Source organism: Elusimicrobiota bacterium, assembly GCA_041660925.1.
Lineage (GTDB): Bacteria > Elusimicrobiota > Elusimicrobia > UBA1565 > UBA1565 > JBAZUV01.
The window spans coordinates 142,615-160,596 of sequence record JBAZVI010000007.1; the positions used below are offsets into that span (position 1 = coordinate 142,615).

The 17,982-nt window shown below is 70.2% G+C and carries 18 protein-coding genes; 5 read left to right on the forward strand and 13 right to left on the reverse strand.

Annotated features, from left to right (window positions below; all coding sequences use genetic code 11):
- Positions 1-200: 200 nt before the first annotated feature.
- Together WC969_11170 and WC969_11175 are read right to left on the reverse strand one after the other, a co-directional pair.
- Positions 201-974: a hypothetical protein gene (locus WC969_11170; protein MFA6030406.1), complete on the reverse strand. Its 774-nt coding sequence runs from the start codon at positions 972-974 to the stop codon at positions 201-203.
- A gap of 116 nt (positions 975-1,090) precedes the next feature.
- Entirely contained in the window at positions 1,091-1,702 is a 612-nt protein-coding gene (locus WC969_11175) for a hypothetical protein (GenBank protein MFA6030407.1), read from the reverse strand.
- 130 nt (positions 1,703-1,832) lie between these two features.
- Between WC969_11175 and WC969_11180 the strand changes: the two genes are divergently transcribed.
- Positions 1,833-3,233: a hypothetical protein gene (locus WC969_11180; protein ID MFA6030408.1), complete on the forward strand. Its 1,401-nt coding sequence runs from the start codon at positions 1,833-1,835 to the stop codon at positions 3,231-3,233.
- Here the strand turns inward: WC969_11180 and WC969_11185 are convergent.
- From WC969_11185 to WC969_11195, 3 genes are read right to left on the reverse strand one after another with little or no spacing between them, the layout of a single operon-like run.
- Positions 3,223-3,873 carry a phenylalanine--tRNA ligase beta subunit-related protein gene (locus WC969_11185; GenBank protein MFA6030409.1) on the reverse strand — a complete coding sequence of 217 codons (651 nt, stop codon included), beginning with the start codon at positions 3,871-3,873 and terminating at the stop codon, positions 3,223-3,225. The two genes, WC969_11180 and WC969_11185, sit on opposite strands and share 11 nt — an antisense overlap.
- Positions 3,874-3,878: 5 nt before the next feature.
- A complete protein-coding gene (locus WC969_11190; protein MFA6030410.1) occupies positions 3,879-4,910 on the reverse strand; it encodes a squalene/phytoene synthase family protein in 1,032 nt (343 codons plus the stop codon).
- The gene (locus tag WC969_11195; GenBank protein MFA6030411.1) at positions 4,907-5,656 is read right to left on the reverse strand and encodes a class I SAM-dependent methyltransferase; all 750 of its coding nucleotides are present in this window, start codon (positions 5,654-5,656) and stop codon (positions 4,907-4,909) included. Before WC969_11195 ends, WC969_11190 begins: the two co-directional genes overlap by 4 nt.
- A gap of 70 nt (positions 5,657-5,726) precedes the next feature.
- Here WC969_11195 and WC969_11200 point away from each other — a divergent pair, with 70 nt between their 5' ends.
- Positions 5,727-6,944 (forward strand): MFS transporter, encoded by a 1,218-nt coding sequence (locus WC969_11200; protein ID MFA6030412.1) that lies wholly within the window; start codon positions 5,727-5,729, stop codon positions 6,942-6,944.
- Here WC969_11200 and WC969_11205 read toward each other — a convergent pair.
- Genes WC969_11205 through WC969_11230 form a run of 6 tightly spaced genes read right to left on the reverse strand, consistent with a single transcriptional unit; the run spans position 6,901 to position 12,484 of the window.
- A complete protein-coding gene (locus WC969_11205; GenBank protein MFA6030413.1) occupies positions 6,901-7,683 on the reverse strand; it encodes a L,D-transpeptidase in 783 nt (260 codons plus the stop codon). The two genes, WC969_11200 and WC969_11205, sit on opposite strands and share 44 nt — an antisense overlap.
- A complete protein-coding gene (locus WC969_11210) occupies positions 7,683-8,450 on the reverse strand; it encodes a L,D-transpeptidase (GenBank protein MFA6030414.1) in 768 nt (255 codons plus the stop codon). Before WC969_11210 ends, WC969_11205 begins: the two co-directional genes overlap by 1 nt.
- A gap of 20 nt (positions 8,451-8,470) precedes the next feature.
- A complete protein-coding gene (locus WC969_11215) occupies positions 8,471-9,175 on the reverse strand; it encodes a hypothetical protein (GenBank protein ID MFA6030415.1) in 705 nt (234 codons plus the stop codon).
- On the reverse strand, positions 9,172-10,581 hold the full coding sequence (locus WC969_11220) for an MFS transporter (protein ID MFA6030416.1): 1,410 nt from the start codon (positions 10,579-10,581) through the stop codon (positions 9,172-9,174). The genes WC969_11215 and WC969_11220 overlap by 4 nt, the downstream gene beginning before the upstream one ends.
- Entirely contained in the window at positions 10,578-11,012 is a 435-nt protein-coding gene (locus WC969_11225; GenBank protein MFA6030417.1) for a hypothetical protein, read from the reverse strand. Before WC969_11225 ends, WC969_11220 begins: the two co-directional genes overlap by 4 nt.
- A complete protein-coding gene (locus tag WC969_11230; protein ID MFA6030418.1) occupies positions 11,009-12,484 on the reverse strand; it encodes a hypothetical protein in 1,476 nt (491 codons plus the stop codon). Before WC969_11230 ends, WC969_11225 begins: the two co-directional genes overlap by 4 nt.
- A 303-nt stretch (positions 12,485-12,787) precedes the next feature.
- Between WC969_11230 and WC969_11235 the strand changes: the two genes are divergently transcribed.
- Both WC969_11235 and WC969_11240 read left to right on the forward strand, forming a co-directional pair.
- Positions 12,788-13,462 (forward strand): thiamine pyrophosphokinase, encoded by a 675-nt coding sequence (locus WC969_11235; protein MFA6030419.1) that lies wholly within the window; start codon positions 12,788-12,790, stop codon positions 13,460-13,462.
- A gap of 75 nt (positions 13,463-13,537) precedes the next feature.
- Positions 13,538-14,740, forward strand: coding sequence for a FecR family protein (locus WC969_11240; protein MFA6030420.1), 1,203 nt, complete (start codon positions 13,538-13,540; stop codon positions 14,738-14,740).
- A gap of 54 nt (positions 14,741-14,794) precedes the next feature.
- Here WC969_11240 and WC969_11245 read toward each other — a convergent pair whose 3' ends face one another.
- Complete coding sequence (locus tag WC969_11245) at positions 14,795-16,114, reverse strand: aminotransferase class III-fold pyridoxal phosphate-dependent enzyme (protein MFA6030421.1); 1,320 nt, start codon at positions 16,112-16,114, stop codon at positions 14,795-14,797.
- Between the two features lie 44 nt (positions 16,115-16,158).
- Here WC969_11245 and WC969_11250 point away from each other — a divergent pair, with 44 nt between their 5' ends.
- Complete coding sequence (locus WC969_11250) at positions 16,159-17,364, forward strand: radical SAM protein (GenBank protein ID MFA6030422.1); 1,206 nt, start codon at positions 16,159-16,161, stop codon at positions 17,362-17,364.
- A 153-nt stretch (positions 17,365-17,517) separates the two neighbouring features.
- Here WC969_11250 and WC969_11255 read toward each other — a convergent pair whose 3' ends face one another.
- Entirely contained in the window at positions 17,518-17,979 is a 462-nt protein-coding gene (locus WC969_11255; protein MFA6030423.1) for a hypothetical protein, read from the reverse strand.
- Between the last annotated feature and the right edge of the window lie 3 nt (positions 17,980-17,982).

Consider the following 17,982-nt stretch of genomic DNA (forward strand, 5'->3'; position numbering starts at 1 on the left):
ATTGCAGCGGACGGATAGAGCTGGCCGCCCCGAAGGAGCGCGCGCGACCGCTCGCAGGGGGAGTATATGCGTCCCCCCCTCTTGCTGTCAATGACCGTTCTGATGGATTTGAGGAGAAATGAAGAGCGCCCGCTTTTCGGCGGGCGCTCTGTTCGGTTCTACCTTCCCCTTGCCCTCCCTCGAGGAGGGAGGGTGAACGACTAATTCCAGGACGTATTCACATTCATGTGGTTCGTCAGGTCGCGGTAGGCGCGGCCGGCTTTGAACTCGAAGCGGCTCTCGCCGTCGGGGACCCAGTGCGAGGAGGCCTCGGACTCGGCCTGCGCGGTGGCCTCGGCCTTGAGGCGGTCGATCTCGCGGTTGTGGCGCTCCATCTCGAGGCGCTTGGCTTCCTTCGCCTCGGGCGACTCCCACTCCATGGGAGCGATGCGGACGATGTCGGCGCGGATCTTGGTCTCCATCTCCAGGATGCTGCGCGTCTCGAAGCGCACGAGCGCCTGGAGGACCTGCTGGGTCGAGAGGACCGGGAAGGGGACGGTCACGAAGAGGCGGCGCTCCTCCTCGAGGGCCTTCGCCCAGTCGGCGAGGCGCACGCTCGTGGAGACGTCCTCCCAGTTCTCGTAGCCCTCGAAGGCCAGCTCGCAGGTCTCGGAGTTCAACACGGCGCAGGCCAGCGCGAAGTAGACCGGGCCGACGGCGAGGCGCGGGGGCTCCCCGCCGCCTTCCTGCTGGTTCCCTTCCTGGACCTTGGGGACCGGCGTGGTCCCCCCGATGGTGGGCGTCAGCGTGACGCCCGAGAGGTTGGGCGTGATGCTCACGCCGGGATTTCCCACGCCCGGGCTCTGCAGGCTGGGACCGACGGTCGGGCCGGGGCTGCCGATGGGGCCGACGCCGATCTTGATGGGCTCGGCGGAGGCGGGAGCGGAAAGGAAGGCGGCGGCGAGGAGGATGGCGAGATGGGAGTTTTTCATCATGGATGCCTCAAAGATGGGGGGGTCTACATTCCCGTTGCCCTCGGCGGCTGCCCTCTCCCTCCCCCTCTCCCGCAAGCGGGAGAGGGAAAATGAGTGCCGCGCCGCCGAGCGCCTGATTAGCCCCCTCTCTTCTCAATGCACGTAAAGTACTCTTCCAGGAAGCGCTCGCGCATGCGCTTGTGCTCCTCGATGGTCTGGAAGCGGCGGCGAGCGGGGTCGCCGGTGAGGAAGTAGACGGTGACGATCTTGCGGTCGCGCTCCTGGAACATGGAGTACATGCTCAGGACGTTGGCGTCGGTGATGGTGGCGCGGTGGACGGCGTAGAGGTCGTAGCCGTGGAACTCGCGCTGCTCGAGAGGCAGGCGGTCGCCCTCCTGGGCGAGCAGCTCCATCTGCCGCAAGATGAGCTTGCGGTCGGAGGAGTACTCGGCGGGCACGGAGAGCTCGACCTTGAGGTTCGCGAAGTAGTCGTCGGGCGGATAGGAGAACATGACCCGGTAGCCGTCGACGAGCGAGACGTTGCGCGAGCCGTCGGGGAAGCTGATGCGCCGCGAGTGCACGGACGCGGGGAGGCGGTCGACGGCGGCGACCTGCAGGCCGTCGGCGAAGGTGCAGGAGGTGTGGGCGGCGAGAGGGTCGGGCTGGCCCTCGCGGCCGGAGCCGGAGTCCTTCGAGGTGCAGCCCGAGAGTCCGACGAGGCACAACGCCACGGCCAGGAGCTTTCTCATCTCACTTCCTCTTATGGGACCCGCACATATAGGGAGTATAGGCCCCCGCCGTCGGCGATGTCAACGCCCGTCTTGAGCGCCCATCGCGCCGGAACGGCCCGGCGCGATGCTCTATGGTATCATCGGCGGGATGAACGCCCGGCTCCGCGCGCTCCTCCTCTTCCTGCCGACGCTCGCGCTCTACCTCTACCACGGCTCCGTGCTCGCGCGCACGGCGGTGGACGTGCCCGTGATGGACGAATGGACCTACCTGGACCCGGGCGCCCTGCCGGCGGGGCTCACCCTGCGCTGGCTGCTCACCCCGCTCAACGAGCACATGAACGTCCCCGCCCGCCTGCTCGTCTGGGGCCTGCACGCCCTCGGGGGCGGGCTCGACATCGCGCGCCTGCAGGCGCTGAACTTCATCCTCTTCGGCCTGGTGGTCGCGCTCGCCTGCCTGCTCGTGCGCCGCGCGCTCGGCGAGGACGGCGTCCCGGTGGCCGCGGCCTTCGCGCCCTTCATGCTCACCCCCCTGCTCCACGGCGGGCACGCGCACGGCCTGCAGGCGAGCATCCACTTCTCGCTGGCTTTCGCGCTCGGCTCGGCCCTCCTCCTCTTCGCCCGCGCGCCGAGCCGCCCCAAGCTCCTCGCCGGCGCGTTCGCGGCGTTCTGCTCCATCGGCTCCTTCGCGAGCGGGCACTTCTTCGCGCTGACCGGGGCGGCGCTCTTCGTCCCTCGGCGCCTGCGCGAGGGACGCCCCGGCGCCCGCCTCGACGCGGTCCTCGTCGCGGCAGGGCCCCTCTGCGCGCTGACGATCGCCTTCGTCGCGGGCGCGTTCATCCTCGAGCGCATCGTCCACGCCCCCCCGCCGATGCTGCAGGCGGCGCATCTCTACGCGGCGAGCGGCCGCGCGCTCGCCTTCGGCCCGGGAGTCTCGGGCCTCGACTTCCTTTCCTCCATGTGGACCTCCCCCCTGCGCGGCGACTTCTGGGTCTTCTTCCTCTCGCTCTGCGCGCAGGGCTTCGGCGCACCGGCCCCGGCCCCGCTCCTCGGAGCCCTCGGCCTGGCGCTCGTGCTCGCGCCCCTTGTCGTCGAGCGCCGAAGAGCGCTCGACGACGAGAGCGTGCTCCTGTGGGCCGCGGCGCTCGGCGCCCTGGGGACGCTGGCCGCCGTGGCGCTGGGGCGGACCTGGATGGGAGTCGAGCGCCTGGCGCACTCGCACTACATGGAGTTCGCCCTGCTCCTCCCGCTTTTGGGCGCTGCGGCCTGGGCTCGGGCGTTGAGAGAGCGGCCGCAGGCGCGGCTCGCGGTCCTGGCCGCCTTCTGGCTCTTCTGCGCGGGGGCGTCGTTTAAGGGCTGGGACTTCTCCCCTTACGCGAGCATCCGGGCCTCGCGGGAAGAAGGCCTGCGCTGCATCGAGGAGTACTACGCGAAAGGAGGTTCGGCGCTCTGCCCGACCCTGCAGCCGCTGCCGCTCGCCGAGCGCCTGGAGCGGGCGAAGGCCCTGCGCCTGCCGTTCTACCGTCGGATCGAAGCGAAGCTCAAACCTTAAGGACGGCCGTCTCGGTCTCGGAAGCCCCGCCGAACTCCTTGAGGAGCCGCGCGAAGCGCTCTACGTGGGCCGCCATCGCCCGCCCGGCCTCCTCGTCGACCGCCGCGTAGATCACGCCGAGCACGGCGCTCGTTCCGTCCTTGAGCTTCCCCGTCATGGAGTCCTTCACCGCATTGCCGAGCGGCAGGTCGGCCCCCGAGCAGACGCAGAGCAGGCCCTCGAGGTCGATCTCCTGCCCCGCGGAGTTGAACACGTACTTCTCCTCCGCCTTGCCGTAGCGCAGGGCCGCCCCATCGCCGAATGCCGCGAGGTCGAGGAGGCTGATGGGCAGGCCGGTCTCGAGCGAGAGGAGGTTGTTCACGTCGACGAGGTTGTTGATGCGCGGGAACCGGTTCTCGCGCGCGGCCTGGGCGAGGTATTCGCTCGCGGGCTTGTTGCGCCCGGAGGGCTTGAAGCCGCCGCGCTTGAGGAGGCGGCGCACCGAGTCCTTGAGCATGGGCGCCGGAAACTCCTCGGCGGCGCGGCGCAGGACGAGTTCGTCGATGAGCCGGGCGAGCTCCGCGGGAGCGGGGCCGGGCTTCACCCCGCGGGCGACGACGACGCCGGCGACGAAGAGGGCATCGGGGACCCTGTTCTCCAAGGGAATCATCTCGCGGGGTCCCCCCTCACCCCCTTCCCCTCTCCCGGCGTGGCGGGAGAGGGGAGCCCTGGGTGGGCGGGGGCGAGGGCGCGGCGGCGCAGGGTCTGATAGGCGCCGTTGAGGAGGCGGTCGCTGCCGGCCGAGAGCGCGGAGCGCGCGAGCATGAGGTAGACCCGTCCCTGCGGCACCATGACGCGCTGGGCGGGGTCGAGCGGGTTGGCGCGGCGCAGGAGCGCGATCGTCTCGAGTCCGAGCCAGATGGGCCAGACGCAGGCCAGGCGCAGGCGCTTGAGCGAGCGGGGGATGTTCAGCGTGTAGCGCCAGCCGGCGTCGAGGTGATCGAGGGCCGCGTCGAGCCAGCGGCGGTACTCGGCCGCGAAGGCCGCGTTGCGCGCGGGGTCGAGGAGCAGCTCGGGCTTCGCGACGGGGAGGTAGCAGCGGCCGATGCGCAGGTCCGCGGCCGTGTCGCGCAGGACGTTGACGAGCTGGAGCCCCTTGCCGAAGCGCACGCCGAGCCGGTACATCTCGGCCTGGTCGAGCGCGGCGAAAGCGGGCAGGTGCTCGGCGCAGATGCGGGTCCAGAACTCGCCGACGCAGCCGGCGACGAGGTAGGTGTAGCGGTCGAGCTCGGCGTCGTCGCGCAGGGCCGTCACCGTCCCCTCGGGGAAGCGCTCGAGGTCGAAGAGCTGGCCGGTGACGATGACGTCGAGGAGCTGGGCGATGAACTCGCGGTCTCGCGCGCCGAAGGCGTCGCGGCGGGCGGCGCATTCCCCGAGCCGCTCGAGGAGCATGCGTTCGGCCGGCAGGGCCTGGTCCTTGGCCAGCGCGCCCACCGAGGAGTAATCCCCCTTGCGCATGCGCTCGAGGAGCTCCCGGCGCCGCTCGCGCGGCACCGCCTGCGTATCGGCGACCGTGTCGCTCGCGCGGGCGAGCAGGTAGGCGAGGCCGACCTGCGCGCGCACCGGCTTGGGCAGCACGCGCAGCGAGAGATGGAAGGAGCGCGAGACGTCGCGCAGGAGCCGCTCGGTGTCCGTCATCGCAGGGCCTCGCAGACGAAGATCTGCTTCATGGACGCGGAGGTGAAGGGCGTCCCGTCGAAGTTCCCGTACTTCTTCAGCACGCGGAAGCCGTTGTACTTGAGCAGGGCCTCGAGCTCGAGCGGGTAGAAGCAGCGCATGTCGAGCCGCCGCGGCTTCGCCCGCCCCCCGTCGACGCGATGGAACCAGGTCACCTGGTTCACCTGGCCGGCAGCGTCGTAGCGGCAGAGCTCGTCGATGGCGACCCGGCGGCCGTCCTCGAGGCGGAAGCGGTACTTGTTCTTCTTGAGCTTCTCCCCGTTCACCATGTAGCGGATGCTCGGGTTGAAGACGTCGAAGATGAAGCGTCCGCCCCTGCGCAGGTGCGCGCGCACGGTCGCGAAGACCTTCTCGACGTCGGCGAGCCCGTAGGTGTTCTGCAGCGAGTTGAAGGGGATGAAGACGAGCGCGAACTTCCGGCGCAGACGCAGGGTCCGCATGTCGCCTTTGACGAAGGGGACGCGCAGGCCGGCCCTGAGCGCCTTCTCGTGCGCGCGCACGAGCATCGAGTCCTTGAAGTCCACGCCGGTGACCTCGACGCCGGCCTTCGCCAGCGGCAGGGTGATGCGCCCGGTCCCGCAGCAGAGCTCGAGGACCGGCCCCTTCGCCCGCCGCGCCTGGCGCCGGTAGAAGGGGATGTCCCACTCGAAGCAGTTGAGCCCGTCGTAGAGGACCCCGTTGTAGATGTCTTCGCTGACGCCGTACATGGGAGTACGATAGTCAACTTTCAAGCGGTTTTACAGAGGGGCCGGGCGGTTTGTATCGTATCGGGACCCCATGCGGCTCCCCCACGGCCTGCGCGCGCTGCGTCACCGGGACTACCGGCTCTTCTTCGGCGGCCAGCTCGTCTCCCAGGTCGGGACCTGGATGCAGAGTCTGGCCCAGTCCTGGCTCGTGCTCGAGCTCACCGGCTCGCCCTTCAAGCTCGGGCTCATCGGCGCCCTGCAGTTCGGGCCGATGCTGCTCTTCTCCTTCCACGCCGGGGCCATCGCCGACCGCGTGCACAAGAAGCGCATGATCCTGTTCACGCAGACGGCGCTCATGCTCCAGGCCTTCGCGATGGCCCTGCTCTGCTGGTCGGGCCGCGTGCAGTACTGGCACGTCGCCGTGCTGGCCTTCTGCTACGGCCTGGCCAGCACGCTCGACCTGCCCGTCCGTCAGTCCTTCGTCGTCGAGATGACCGGCAAGGAGGACCTCGCGAGCGCGGTCGCGCTCAACTCCGCCGGCTTCAACGGCGCGCGCATGATCGGCCCGGCGGTCGCCGGCGTCCTCGTCGCCCATGTCGGGGTCGCGCCGGCCTTCGCGCTCAACGGACTGAGCTTCCTCGGCGTCCTGCTCGCCTTGAACGCGCTGCGCGCCGAGGGCCTCCCCCGGCCGCACGGCGAGGCGAGCATCTCCGAGGACATCGCCGCGGGCCTGCGCTACGCCCTGCACGCCCCGCTCATCCGCCTCCTGCTCTGCCTGCTCCTCTTCATCGGGGTCTTCGTCGTCAACCACAGCGTCATGGTCCCGCTCCTCGCCCGCCATGCCCTCGGCGTCGGCGCGCGCGGCTTCGGACTGCTCATGGCCTCGCTCGGGATCGGCGCCGTGGCCGGAGCCCTCAGCGTCTCCTTCGTGGGACGCCGGCCGCGGCTGCGCTGGATCGTCGGCTCCGCCTGCCTCTCCGCCGTCGTCACGGTCCTGCTCGCCGCGGCGCGGGACTTCCGGACGGCCGCGCTCCTGCTCTCCCTGCTCGGCTTCTTCCAGGTCGCCTTCATGGCGCTCTGCAACACGACGCTGCAGGCGGAGTCGCCCGACGCCCTTCGCGGACGCATCCTGAGTCTCTACGCTTTCGTCTTCGCGGGGATCACGCCCATCGGCTCCCTGCTGATGGGCTCGCTGGCGCAGTGGTTCGGGACCTCGACGGCCTACGCCGTCGGCGGCGGCTGCGGTCTGGCCGGGGTCCTCGGCCTCAGCGTCTGGGAGTGGTCGCGGCGGCCGGCGCGGGGTTCTTGAAGACGAGCTTCGTGCCGATGACGCTGCCGAGGTAGAGCCGCCGGGCGGCGGCTTTCGAAAGCCCGAGGCAGTAGTGCGGGAAGGCCTCGTGGTCGGCGGGCTTCGCGGGCGGCCCGTGCAGGAAGAAGGTCCCTCCCGCGTACATCACGAACTCGCCCAGCGCGTTGGCGCGCGGGGACTCGCCCACCTGCGGGGGCTCCCATTCGAGCTTCCCCCCCGTCTCGATGAAGCGGCCGCGCTCGGGACTCGCGAAGCGTTCCTTGCTGACGACCTGCACGCGCTCGGGCGGCGTCTTCACCTCCGCGCCGGTCGCGCGCACGGCCCCGAGCGGGAAGCTCTCCAGCGACTCCTCGCCGCGCATGCGGTGGATCTTCCCGGTCCCCAGGTCCACGACGAGGTAGGTCGTCAGCATCTCGAGCTGCTTCTCGAGCAGGCGCTTCTCCTCCTGCAAGTTGAGCCCCGCCTCGTAGATCTCGCGCTTGGACTTCGCCAGTTGGGCGAGGCCCTTCTTGAGCGCCGCGACGTCCTGCCCCTTGAGCTCGCTGAGGGCCTGGAAGTCGGAGGCGGCCTCGGCCGACTCGTCGCGCTGCAGCGCGAGGGTCTCGACGCGCTCCTGGCAGGCGAGGGTCGAGCGCCGCAGGCCCAGGCGGGCGGCGTGCGCGCCGACGAAGAGGACGAGCGCGAGCGCCAGGAGCAGTCCCGGCGAGGCGCGGCGGGTGAGCCGGTCGAGGAGGTCCATCAATAGATGATGAAGACCCGGGTGCCGACCGGGACGCTCTCGTAGAGCTTCTTCAGGTCCTCGGCGCCCAGGCGCACGCAGCCGTGCGAGACCGCGGTGCCGAGCTTCGTCTCGTCCTTGGTGCCGTGGATGAGGTAGCCGTCGCCCAGGTCGAGCACGAAGGCGCCGAGCTCCCCGGCCACGAGCCGGGAGGGGTCCTCCGGCGGCGGAACGGGCTCCTTCGACTCGACGAAGGCCCAGTCGGGCTTGCGCCAGAGCGGGTCGGCCTTCTTGCCGCGCACGCGGAACTCGCCGCGCGGGGTGACGAACTCCCAGCGCCGTCCGGTGCGCTTGTCCTTGAGGACGCCGCCCCGCCCGACCGAGCAGTCCGCCTTCCAGAGCAGGCGCAGGCCCTTCTTGAGGTAGAGGACGTTGGCCTTGGCGTCGACGACCACGTGCAGCGCCCCGCGCAGCCGCGCTCCGACCTTCCCGCGCAGGAGCTGGACCTCTCCGGCCACGGCCTTCTGCGTGCGCAGCGTGCTCTTCTCCTGGGGGAGGATGTTCGGCAGGTCCTGCAGGAAGACGAGTTCTTCGCTGCGCTCGCGGATCTCGCGGGCGCGCGCCTCGGTCTCGCGGGCGCTCGCGGCGATCTGCGCGCCGTAGTCGTCCATGCGGCGCTGGGCGGAGCCGAGCGCGAAGGACCAGCGCACGATGCCCGCGAGCTCGGCGCCCATGAGCGCGAGCCAGAGGATGGCGAGCCAGGTCCGCAGGCGGGAGGCGGTGTCCACGGAAGAGGAAGGTACCTGTTTCAAGCGCGCTTGGCCATCGTCCCGGCCACGGAGAGGAGTACGCCGAGCGCCACGCCGAGCAGCGCCGCGAAGAGGGCGCGCTGGTCCGGCGGGAGCAGGAAGGTCACGGTATGCGCGGGGATCCAGAAGAACGGGATGGTCTTCGCGAACACGAAGCCCCCCATGACGCCCCAGTCGAGCTCGCGCAGGATGCGGCCCGCCGGGATGGGGCGCAGCAGGCAGGCGGCGGAGCCGCCGTTCTGCGTGATGTGCGTGTCGGTGACCTTGTGCGCGACCATGAGGACGGGCGCGAATATGAGGTTCATGCAGAGCGAGACGAAGAACGCCGTGAAGACGCGCAGCCCTCCCAGGCCCGGTCCCGCGAAGGCGGCGGGAGCGCCCGAGAGGCCGAGCTTCGCGAGGACGAGCGGGGCGCCGGCGGAGAAGGTGATGAAGGCGGCCTGGATGGCGAGGCCGAAGAGTCCCCAATAGACGGCCCGCGCCGTGAGGCCGAAGCCGGGCTGAAGATAGGCGCCGATGCGCAGGCGAAGGCCCAGCGCCTCGCCCGAGGTCGCGAGCAGGGCGAACTTGAGGAAGCTCATGAGGAAAGGATGGGCGGCGTTGAAGGCCTTGTAGGCCTCATAGGCCGGCGGACAGAGGACGAAGGGGATGAAGACGAGGGCCGCGCAGAGGAGGAAGAGGGCGTCCGCCGTCCGGCGGGTCACGCGGCCTCGGACGCCGCCGCCGGAGAGGTCCCGACGAGCCGGCCTCTCTCCATCCAATTCTTGGCCAGCACGAGGCCGATGGGGCTGAGCATGGCGATGAAGGCGTGGATGAGCCACATCCTCCCCGTGTCCATGGGGAGGCCGCTGGCCGGGGGCGGACAGTAGCGCGCGATGAACCAGCCCGAGTAGGTGGCCGTGAGCATCTTCGTCATGAACCAGGGGAGCTGGCCGATGCCCTGATACATGCCGACCTTTCCGGGCGGCGCGATCTCGGCGATCCACTGCAGGAAGCGCGGGCTCCAGACCGCCTCGCCCAGCGACATGAAGAGGATGAAGGCGAGGAAGAGGTAGACGTTGGGGCCGGCGGCGAGGAGGAAGGTGGGCAGGGCCATGATGAAGGTCCCGGCGATCATGACGCGGTAGACGTCCATGCGGGCCGTCAACGCGGCCACGATGGGCGAGAGGATGAAGATGATGAGGGGGTTGAGGTTCGAGAAGAACTCGTAGTAGTTGCCGACCGTCGTGCCCGCGAAGGCCCGGTCGAGGTAGTAGGGGATGGTGAGCCAGTTGTGCGCGAAGAGCGTCTGCACGGGGATGAGGATGAAGATGAAGAAGACGAAGCGCGCATCCGAGAAGGCCGTGACGTAGGAGCGCACCGTGCCCATGAAGCCGAGCGACGGGCCGGACGCCTCCTCGGGCGCGCCCGCGGCGGCGCCGGCCTCGGCGGCCGCGGCGTGGGCCCGCCGGCTCACGAGGACGAGCACCGTGACGAGACTGACCAGCGTGAGGGCCGCGTAGACCCAGAAGACGGCCGCCAGCCCGTTGGGCGGGAAGGCGCGGTCGAAGCGCTGGCGGGTGAGCGGCGAGACGAAGCCCGAGAGGAAGGAGCCGAGGTTCATGCCGCCGTAGAGAACGGCGTAGGAGACGGCGGCGGTCTCGGGGGTGGAGTAGTACTTGATGGCGGCGTAGGTGGCCGGCTGGAACACGCCGTAGGCCAGCACCATGAGGAGGAGGCCGGCGCCCATGAGCAGGAACATGGGCGAGGCCGCGCCGCGGCCCAGCGGCAGGGAGCCGGAGAACGCGACGAGCGCGCGGCCGGCGAGCATGACCGCGAAGGAGAGGACGAGCGAGCGGCGCACGCCGATGCGGTCGGAGAGCCCTCCCAGAAAGAGCATCGAGAAGGTGATGCCGCCGGTCACCGCCCCGTAGACCCAGCCCGCGTGCAGGTCGCTCAAGCCGATGTTCTCGGAGCAGTACTTGCCGAGGATCGTGAGGATGCCGAAGTAGACGAGCCCCTCGATGACGTTGGCTGCGTTGACGCCCCAGACGGCGCGGGGAGCGCGCGTGAACCCGACGAGGGTGTCCTTGAACTCCTTGAGACTGTCGCGGACGACGGCGGGGATCACCGCTTCTTCCGGGCGAGGAGGGCGCGCAGCTTCCCTTCGGCGAGGTACGCCTCGAAGGCGGCGACGTCGGGCAGAAGGGCGTCGCTGTAGGCGCGCAGCACCCAGTTCGCGGAGAGCGGGCTGATGGTCACGATGGCCGCGCCGCCGCGCGCGGCCTCATAGAGCTCGAGCGCGGTGCCCATGGAGGCGCTGGGGACGAAGGCGACGACGAGGTCGCTCTCGGCCGCCTTGCGGATGCCGTCCTCGAGCGTCGTCTTGATGCCGGCGAGGTCGTAGGAGATGCTGTTGGGGTGCTCGGTGTAGTGGCAGTAGACCTCGGCCTCGGGGGCGTGGCGCGCGAGCGCCGCCTTGATGGGGACGCGCCAGTCCTGGCTGTGGATCTTCGCCTCGACGATGGAGCCCTGGATGATGCCGGCGAGGAAGACCTTCACGCGCCCCCTCCCGCCGAGTCGCGCTCATAGTCGGGGCGCGCGTCGGTGGGCGCCGTGCGCGCGGCTTCGCGCGCCTCGGAGAGCCCGGCCTCGAGCGGCAGGCGGAAAGTCCGGCCCTTCCCGTCGGCCTCGTAGTAGTGGCGCGCCTCGACCTCGAGGACGAGCTCGGCGCCGAGGGAGCCGGAGACGAGGAAGGCGCCGTCGGCGGCGCGCTCGAGCGCGGCGGGGACGCCGCCGCGGGTCCGCGCAGCGACCGAGAGGACCTTCACCGGACGCCCTCCGAGGTTCGCGACGGCCAGGCGCCAGACGCCGGGGCGGCCCTCCTCGGGCCGCGCCAGGACCTTGAAGGTGTGCGGGAAGACGATGGCCTTGTCCACGGAGGTGATGCGCACCGCGCGATAGGCGGAGCCGCCTTCCGCGTCGCGGACCTTGTCGGCCGGGAAGTCGCCGAAGGAATCGTGGAGGATGAAGTACGCGCGTCGGCCCCAATCGGCGTCGGTCCGGTTCTCCGAGCAGGGCAGGAGCTTCTGGCCCTCCTCCATGCAGAAGGTGCCGACGGCCGCGACGGTGTGCGCGCCGAAGAGCCGGGGATGGTCGGGGTCCTCGGTCTGGAGGTAGGCGACCCCCCACTTCTCGATGCCCTCGGCCAGGACGCGCGCGTTGCGCTCGGGGGTCTGGGGCTGGAGCACGTTGCCGGAGAAAAGGACCTTCGCGCGGCCTTCCATCGCCGACATCGACGGCTCCCAGCGCTTCGTCTCGCCGGTGAGGGGGTCGACGACCTCGTAGGGCTTTTCCTCGAGGAGGAGGTTCGCGTAGCCGCGCGGCTGGGTCGGCGAGGCCGTGTGGCGCACGGGATCGTCTTCGATGAAGGTGGGTGCGAGGAAGTAATCGGCGCCGCCGCCCGCGTAGGCGCGGCGGATGTACTCGAGCTCGAGGAGGCGCGGATCGAGGCCGGTCTCGACGCGTCCGCTGTTCTGGTTCACGTAGCTCGGGAGCTCGCGGCCGAGCTGGAGCGCCCACCAGTCGTTGACCGTCCCGGCCGCGTAGGAGAGACAGACGAAGGGCGGCTTGTTGGGATGAGCGTCGTAGGTCCACTCGGGGAGCTTCCGCAGGGGGTGCGCGGCGTTGTGCTTCCGGATGAGCGCGTTCATGCGCTCGACCTGCTCGGGGGTCTCCTCCTGGTTCTTATGGGACAGGAGCTCGAAGCCGTCGACGGTGCTGCGCAGCTCGGGCGGCACCGCGTCGAGGTTCAGCGCGAAGCGCGGGGCCTTGGGGAGCGGGTCGTTCTCGGCGCGGATGATGAAGGACGGTCCCGCGGGAACGGCGTCGAGCGCGGGGAGGGCCCGCCTCCCGTCGAAGACCCGGTCCAGCGTCCCCGCGTCGAGCGGCCTCGGGGGGATCACGGCGACCTGAGCCCTCACGCAGATGGACAAAAACAGGAGAGCGGCCAGCACGGCCGGGAAGGACCTCATCAGGTATATATTATAACTCGCGCGCGTACGATTGGGGCCCCCTCTCCGGTGCCAGGCACTTAACTAATGGAACTAATTCCCACGTAGGAAACACGATATATTCGAGATGGGCGCCCGGTCTCGACGACACGCTAAATCATCCGTTACTTCCATTAGTTAAGTGCCTGGCACCCAGTAAAGTGGCACCCAGTAAAGAGATTAAGGGTTCCCCCTACCCCTCTCCCCTTCCCGCGGGAAGGGGAGTTGAGGAAAAGGAACACCTCAAGGTTGACATCGAGCACACCCGTAGCGATAATCCGAAGGATGAAGTCCCCTCGCGTCCTCATCCTGCTCAACGGAGAGCTCGGCGACCCGGCGGCCGCACGCCGGGCGGCCAAGGGAGCGCTCGTGCTCTGCGCCGACGGCGGCCTTCGCCACGCGCTGCGCCTGCGCCTGCGTCCGGACTTCGTCGTGGGCGACATGGACTCCCTGCCCCGGCGCGTTCCGCCGCTGCCGGGCACGACCTTCCTCTGCGACTTCGACCTCGACCGCTCCGACTTCCAGAAGGCGCTCGACCTCGCGCGGCGCCTGGGCGCGCGCTCGGCGAGCATCGCCGGCAACGCGGGCGGCCGCCTCGACCACCGCCTGGCCGCCTTCGCCGCCGCCGAGAGATTCATCACCTCCCCTCGCCCGCCACGCGGGAGAGGGGCTGGGGGTGAGGGGAGCCGAAGGCCCCGCCTCGAGTTCATCGACGAGGGCCGCGCCTTCCCGGCCGGCCCCGGCCTGCACCGGCTCGACTGCATCAAAGGGGAGACGGTCTCCCTGCTCCCATCGACGCCCGCCGCGCTCGTCACGACCCGCGCTCTCGCCTTCGCCCTGCGCCGCACCCGGTTGCCCCGAGGGACCCGGGGGCTGAGCAACACCGCGCTGACGCGCCGCGTGAGCGTTCGCGTGCACCGCGGCCTGCTCTGGATCGTCCGTCCGGACAAGAGCATCTAAAGTCCCCTTGTCCGTTCTTCGTCGAAGCGATAAACTAAGGACACGGCGCCCGAGTCTGCGCGCCGGAGGCAAACCATGAATCGGATCAAAGCCGCTCTCTTCCTGCTCCTGCTCGCCGTCCCCGCCCGCGCCGCGCAGGCGCCGCTCGTCTCGGCGACCGTCGCCGAGGTCCGAGGCTTCTCCACGATCAAGATGCACGAGTCGACGGTCTGGGCGGCCGTGAAGCCCGGGACCGTCCTCACCGCGGGCGACGAACTGCGCACCTCCAAGGACGGCGGCATCGTCGTCGCGTTCTCCGACGGCACGAAGCTCAGCATCGGCCCCGGCTCGACCTACGCCATGCAGACCCTCAAGCCCGGGAAGGTGGACGTGAAGCTCGTCGTCGGCGTGCTCGAGGCCTGGGTCAAGAGACTCGCCGGCCGCCGCTTCACCGTGCGCACGCCCGGCGCCGTGGCCAGCGTGCGCGGCACCGACTTCCGCGCCGAGGTCGATCCCGCCGGCCAGACGACCTTCGACCTCTTCAGCGGCAATCTCGACTTCACCGACCCTTCCGGCCGCAGCGCGGCCCTCGAATCGGGCCAGCGCCTCGTCGCCGACGCCCAGGCGGGTCTCTCGGAGTCCAAGCCCCAGCCCATCCCGCCCGAGGTCAAGCAGGCGCCCGAGCCGAAGGTCGAGCTCCCGCCGGCGCCCAAGCCCGCGGACGCGCCCAAGACCGAAGCGCCGAAGACGCCGCCCGGCGTCCAGACGGCGAAGGTCGTCAGCTTCACGGGCACGCTCGTCGTGATCCTGCCCGACGGCAAGAAGCTCGTCATCCAGCCGGGAGAGAAGGTCCCGGACATCCCCCCGGGCTCGAAGGTCGAGGTGCAGGGCGGCGTCGCCGTGCTCACCGTGGGCGGCACCGCCGTCGAGGTCAAACCCGGCGCCGGGATGCTCATGACCGCCGACGGCAAGCTCGCCGCCGCCCCGGGAGGAGCCCCCCTGAGCGTCTCTCAGGCCGGCGCGCCTCCGAAGCCGCTGGCTCCGGGACAACCCCCCATGGCGCCTGCGGGGGCGCTGCCGCCCAAGCCGGGTGCCCCCGTCCCGCCGGGCACGGTCCCGCCGGGCGCCGTTCCGCCGCCCCCAGGCGTTCTTCCCCCGGGCGACCCGCTCCTGCCTCCGCCGACGGACCCGGCGCTGCTGCCGCCGCCCCCCCCGCCGCCGCCGAACCCGATCCAGGACAATGCAGTGACGACGCCGACCTGCGTCCCGACGGTGTCGCCCTCCGCCCCCTGCCCGTAAGCAGGGAAAAGCGAAAAGCCGCCCGGCGCTCGCGCGCCGGGCGGCTTTTTCGTCTCAGAGGGACGGGAAGACGCGGCCGAGCTTCTCGAGGAGCAGATCGATCTCGGCGTCGGAGACGGTGATGGGCGGGCGCAGGCGTACGGTGTCGGGGCCGGCGCCGAGCAGGAGCGTCGATTCCTTCTCGAGCATGGCGTCGAGCAGGCCGTCGCGCAGCGCCTTCGACTCGAGCGAGAAGCCCTGATAAAGTCCCATCCCGCGCACGTTGCCCATGCGCTCCGGGTGCCGGGCTTGGAGCGCGCGCAGGCCGCCGGCGAGGCGCCCGGCCTTGGCGGCGACGGCCTCGATGAGCCGCTCCTCCCGCACGACGGAGAACTCCGCCACGACCCGCACCATGTCGGCGACGTGGCCGCCCCAGGTCGAGTCGAGCACGCCGCGGTCCTGCATGGGACGGAGCATGTAGACGGCGCCGCAGCCGAACTTCTTGGCCACCGCGACCGCCTGCGGCGGGTGCGGCAGGCCGAACTGGTCGCAGGCGAACATCGTCCCCGTCTGTCCTCCGGCGGTCTGCACCTCGTCGAAGCCGAGGTAGGCGTCGTGGCTCGCGGCAAGAGCGCTCAGGCCGCGGAAGAACTCCGGGACGGCCATGCGGTGACCGCCTGCGCCCTGCAGGGGTTCGACGATGATGCCGACGACCTCGCCCTTATAGCGTTTGAGGAGGTCCGACACGGTCTCGAGGCTGCGGCGCGCGAGCGCCTCGTTCTCCGCGGCGGGACGGTCGGCGTCGAGCGCCGGGAACGGGACCTGGAGGTTCCCGGGGATGAAGCCGTGGAAGTCCTTCGTGATGACCGGCGACCCGCTGAGCTTCGTCACGTTGAGCGCGTACACGGTGCGCCCGTGGAAGGCCTCGTCGAAATAGATGAAGCGCCGCGCGCCGGGCATGCGGCCGGCCGCGAGCGCCTTCTGGTCGTGGAGGTTGATGAAGTACTTCATCATGTTCTCGACGGCCTCGGCGCCCGAGTTCAGGGTGTAGACCTCGAGCTCCGGATTGCGCATGCAGACGGGCGCGACCTCGTGGAGCATGCGGTAGTAGTCGAGGCACTCGGGCGTCAGGAAGTCGGGGTTGGCCGTCTTGTTCGAGGCCGCCGTGACGAGCCGGCGCAGGTAGGCCGGGTCCCGAAGGAGCGGGTGCGCGTGGTTGTGCCCGAGGAGCTTCGAGCCGTAGAAGCCCGCCCAGTCGAAGACCTCCTGTCCGTCGACCGTGGCGAGGAGCATCCCCCGGCTCTTCTCGAGGTCGAGCACGAAAGGCCAGAGGTCGGCGATGACGTAGCGCCCGAACTCCTCCAGCAGAACGCGGCTGCGCGGCCCCGGGAACATAGCGGATACGATATCATTTCGATATCATAGCTTTGAGAACCCCGATGCCCGAGCCCTCCCCCGCGCAGGCCGACTGCTACGAGCTCGTCCTCAACTACAACTGCGACGCGCGCTGCAGCTTCTGCTCTCAGGGCTGCTTCGACAAGCGGCTCAACGCCCGCTTCGAGGACATCGCCCGCGCGGTCTACCTCGGGAAGAAGCGGGGCTACAAGCGCCTGGGGCTCTCGGGCGGAGAGGCGCTGCTGCGCCCCGACCTCGCCAAGATCGTCGCCCTCGGCCGCTCCGTGGGCTTCACCTACATCCGCCTCCAGACCAACGGCATCCGCCTCGCCGACCCGCGGCTCTGCCGCCTCCTGGTCCGAGCCGGGCTGACCTTCGCGAAGCTCACCTTCGCGAGCCATCGTCCCGAGGTCCACGACGCGCTGGTCGGGGTGAAGGGGGCCTGGCGGCGCACGATGGCGGGGCTGCGCCACATGAAGGCGCTCAAGGCGCTCGTCGGCGTCAACATCCTGCTCAACCGGCGCAACCTCGCCGAGCTGCCCGCGACGGTGCGCTTCTTCCTCGACGAGGGGGTCAGCGAGTTCGTCGTCATCTACCCCCTCTACCTCGGGAGCATGGCGAAGAACGCGAAGACCCTGGGGATCACCCTGAAGCAGGCCTCCGGCCCGGTGGTCGAGACGCTGGGTTTCATGGAGCGGGAAGGCCTCTCGGACGGCATCAAGGTGCTGAACATGCCCCCCTGCTTCCTCCCCGGCTTCGAGGACCGCGCGATGGGCCTCTACCGCTTCAACACGCTCGTGACCTCGCCCGATGGAAGGCCGACCGACCTCGACGAGGACGCCTCCCGCGCGCGGACGCAGGGCCCGCCGTGCCGGGCCTGCTCGCTGCGGCGGCGCTGCGGAGGAGTGGACCGCCACTACCCGGAGCTCTACGGCTGGAAGGACTTCCGCCCGCTGAAGAAGGAGCCCCGGGCGGCGAAGCCCGTGAAGCCGACCTCTCCTGCGCGCCGAGGGACCGGCGTCTCGCCGGTCCCAAGATGGCGGACCAGCAACGAGCAGTGCCTGCTCGAGATCCTCTCCCGCGAATCCGACATCCCCACCCCGCGCGTGCTCGCGCTCGCGCGCGGCATCCCCATGTGCCGCGACTGCCGCGACGGCAGCGCGGTGCTCGTCGCCGGCGAGCGTCTCATCGAGCACGGCCTCGTCGCCCGCCGCTTCGAGAAAGGCAAGTATTATTGGCGCAAAGCATAGCCGGGAATCTCCCTGAGGAGATTCCCGGCTATCTCCCCGTCCCCCTCTCCCGCCACGCCGGGCGTCCGGACTATCGGACTCCTTGCCGCGTCCGGTCCCGGCACTTTCAGCGCCGGGGTGCCGGCGAGGGGGTACGGGGGTGAGGGGCGGCCGCTACTTCTTCGCTTCGGCCGCCCGCAGCTCGGCGATCTTCGCCTTCGCTTCCTTCACGTCCGGCAGGAACTTGCTCTTCGGATGGTCCTTCACGAACGCATCGAGCTTCGCGTCGGCCTCGTCGAGCTTCCCCTCGAGGACCAGGGCCACGGCCGCCTCGAACTCCTTGCGCTCCTTGAGGACCTGGGCCTTCGCCTTGTCGGAGACGCCGCTCTTCCAGTAGATCTCGTCCTTCTTCGTCTCCTGGCCCGCGCCGCGGACGGCGGCCACGGCGGTGGTGCGCACCCGACGGTAGCGCCCTTCGACGGCGGACTTCTCGAGCGCGGTCTTCAGGTTCTTGAACCACTGCGACAGCGAGGACTTCGCCGGCGCGGGGGCGGCCTCGGCGCTCGGCGCCGGGGCGTTCGTCTGCGCCGAGACCGGAGCCGCGGCGAACATCAGGGAGAACAGCAGCGTCGTCATGGG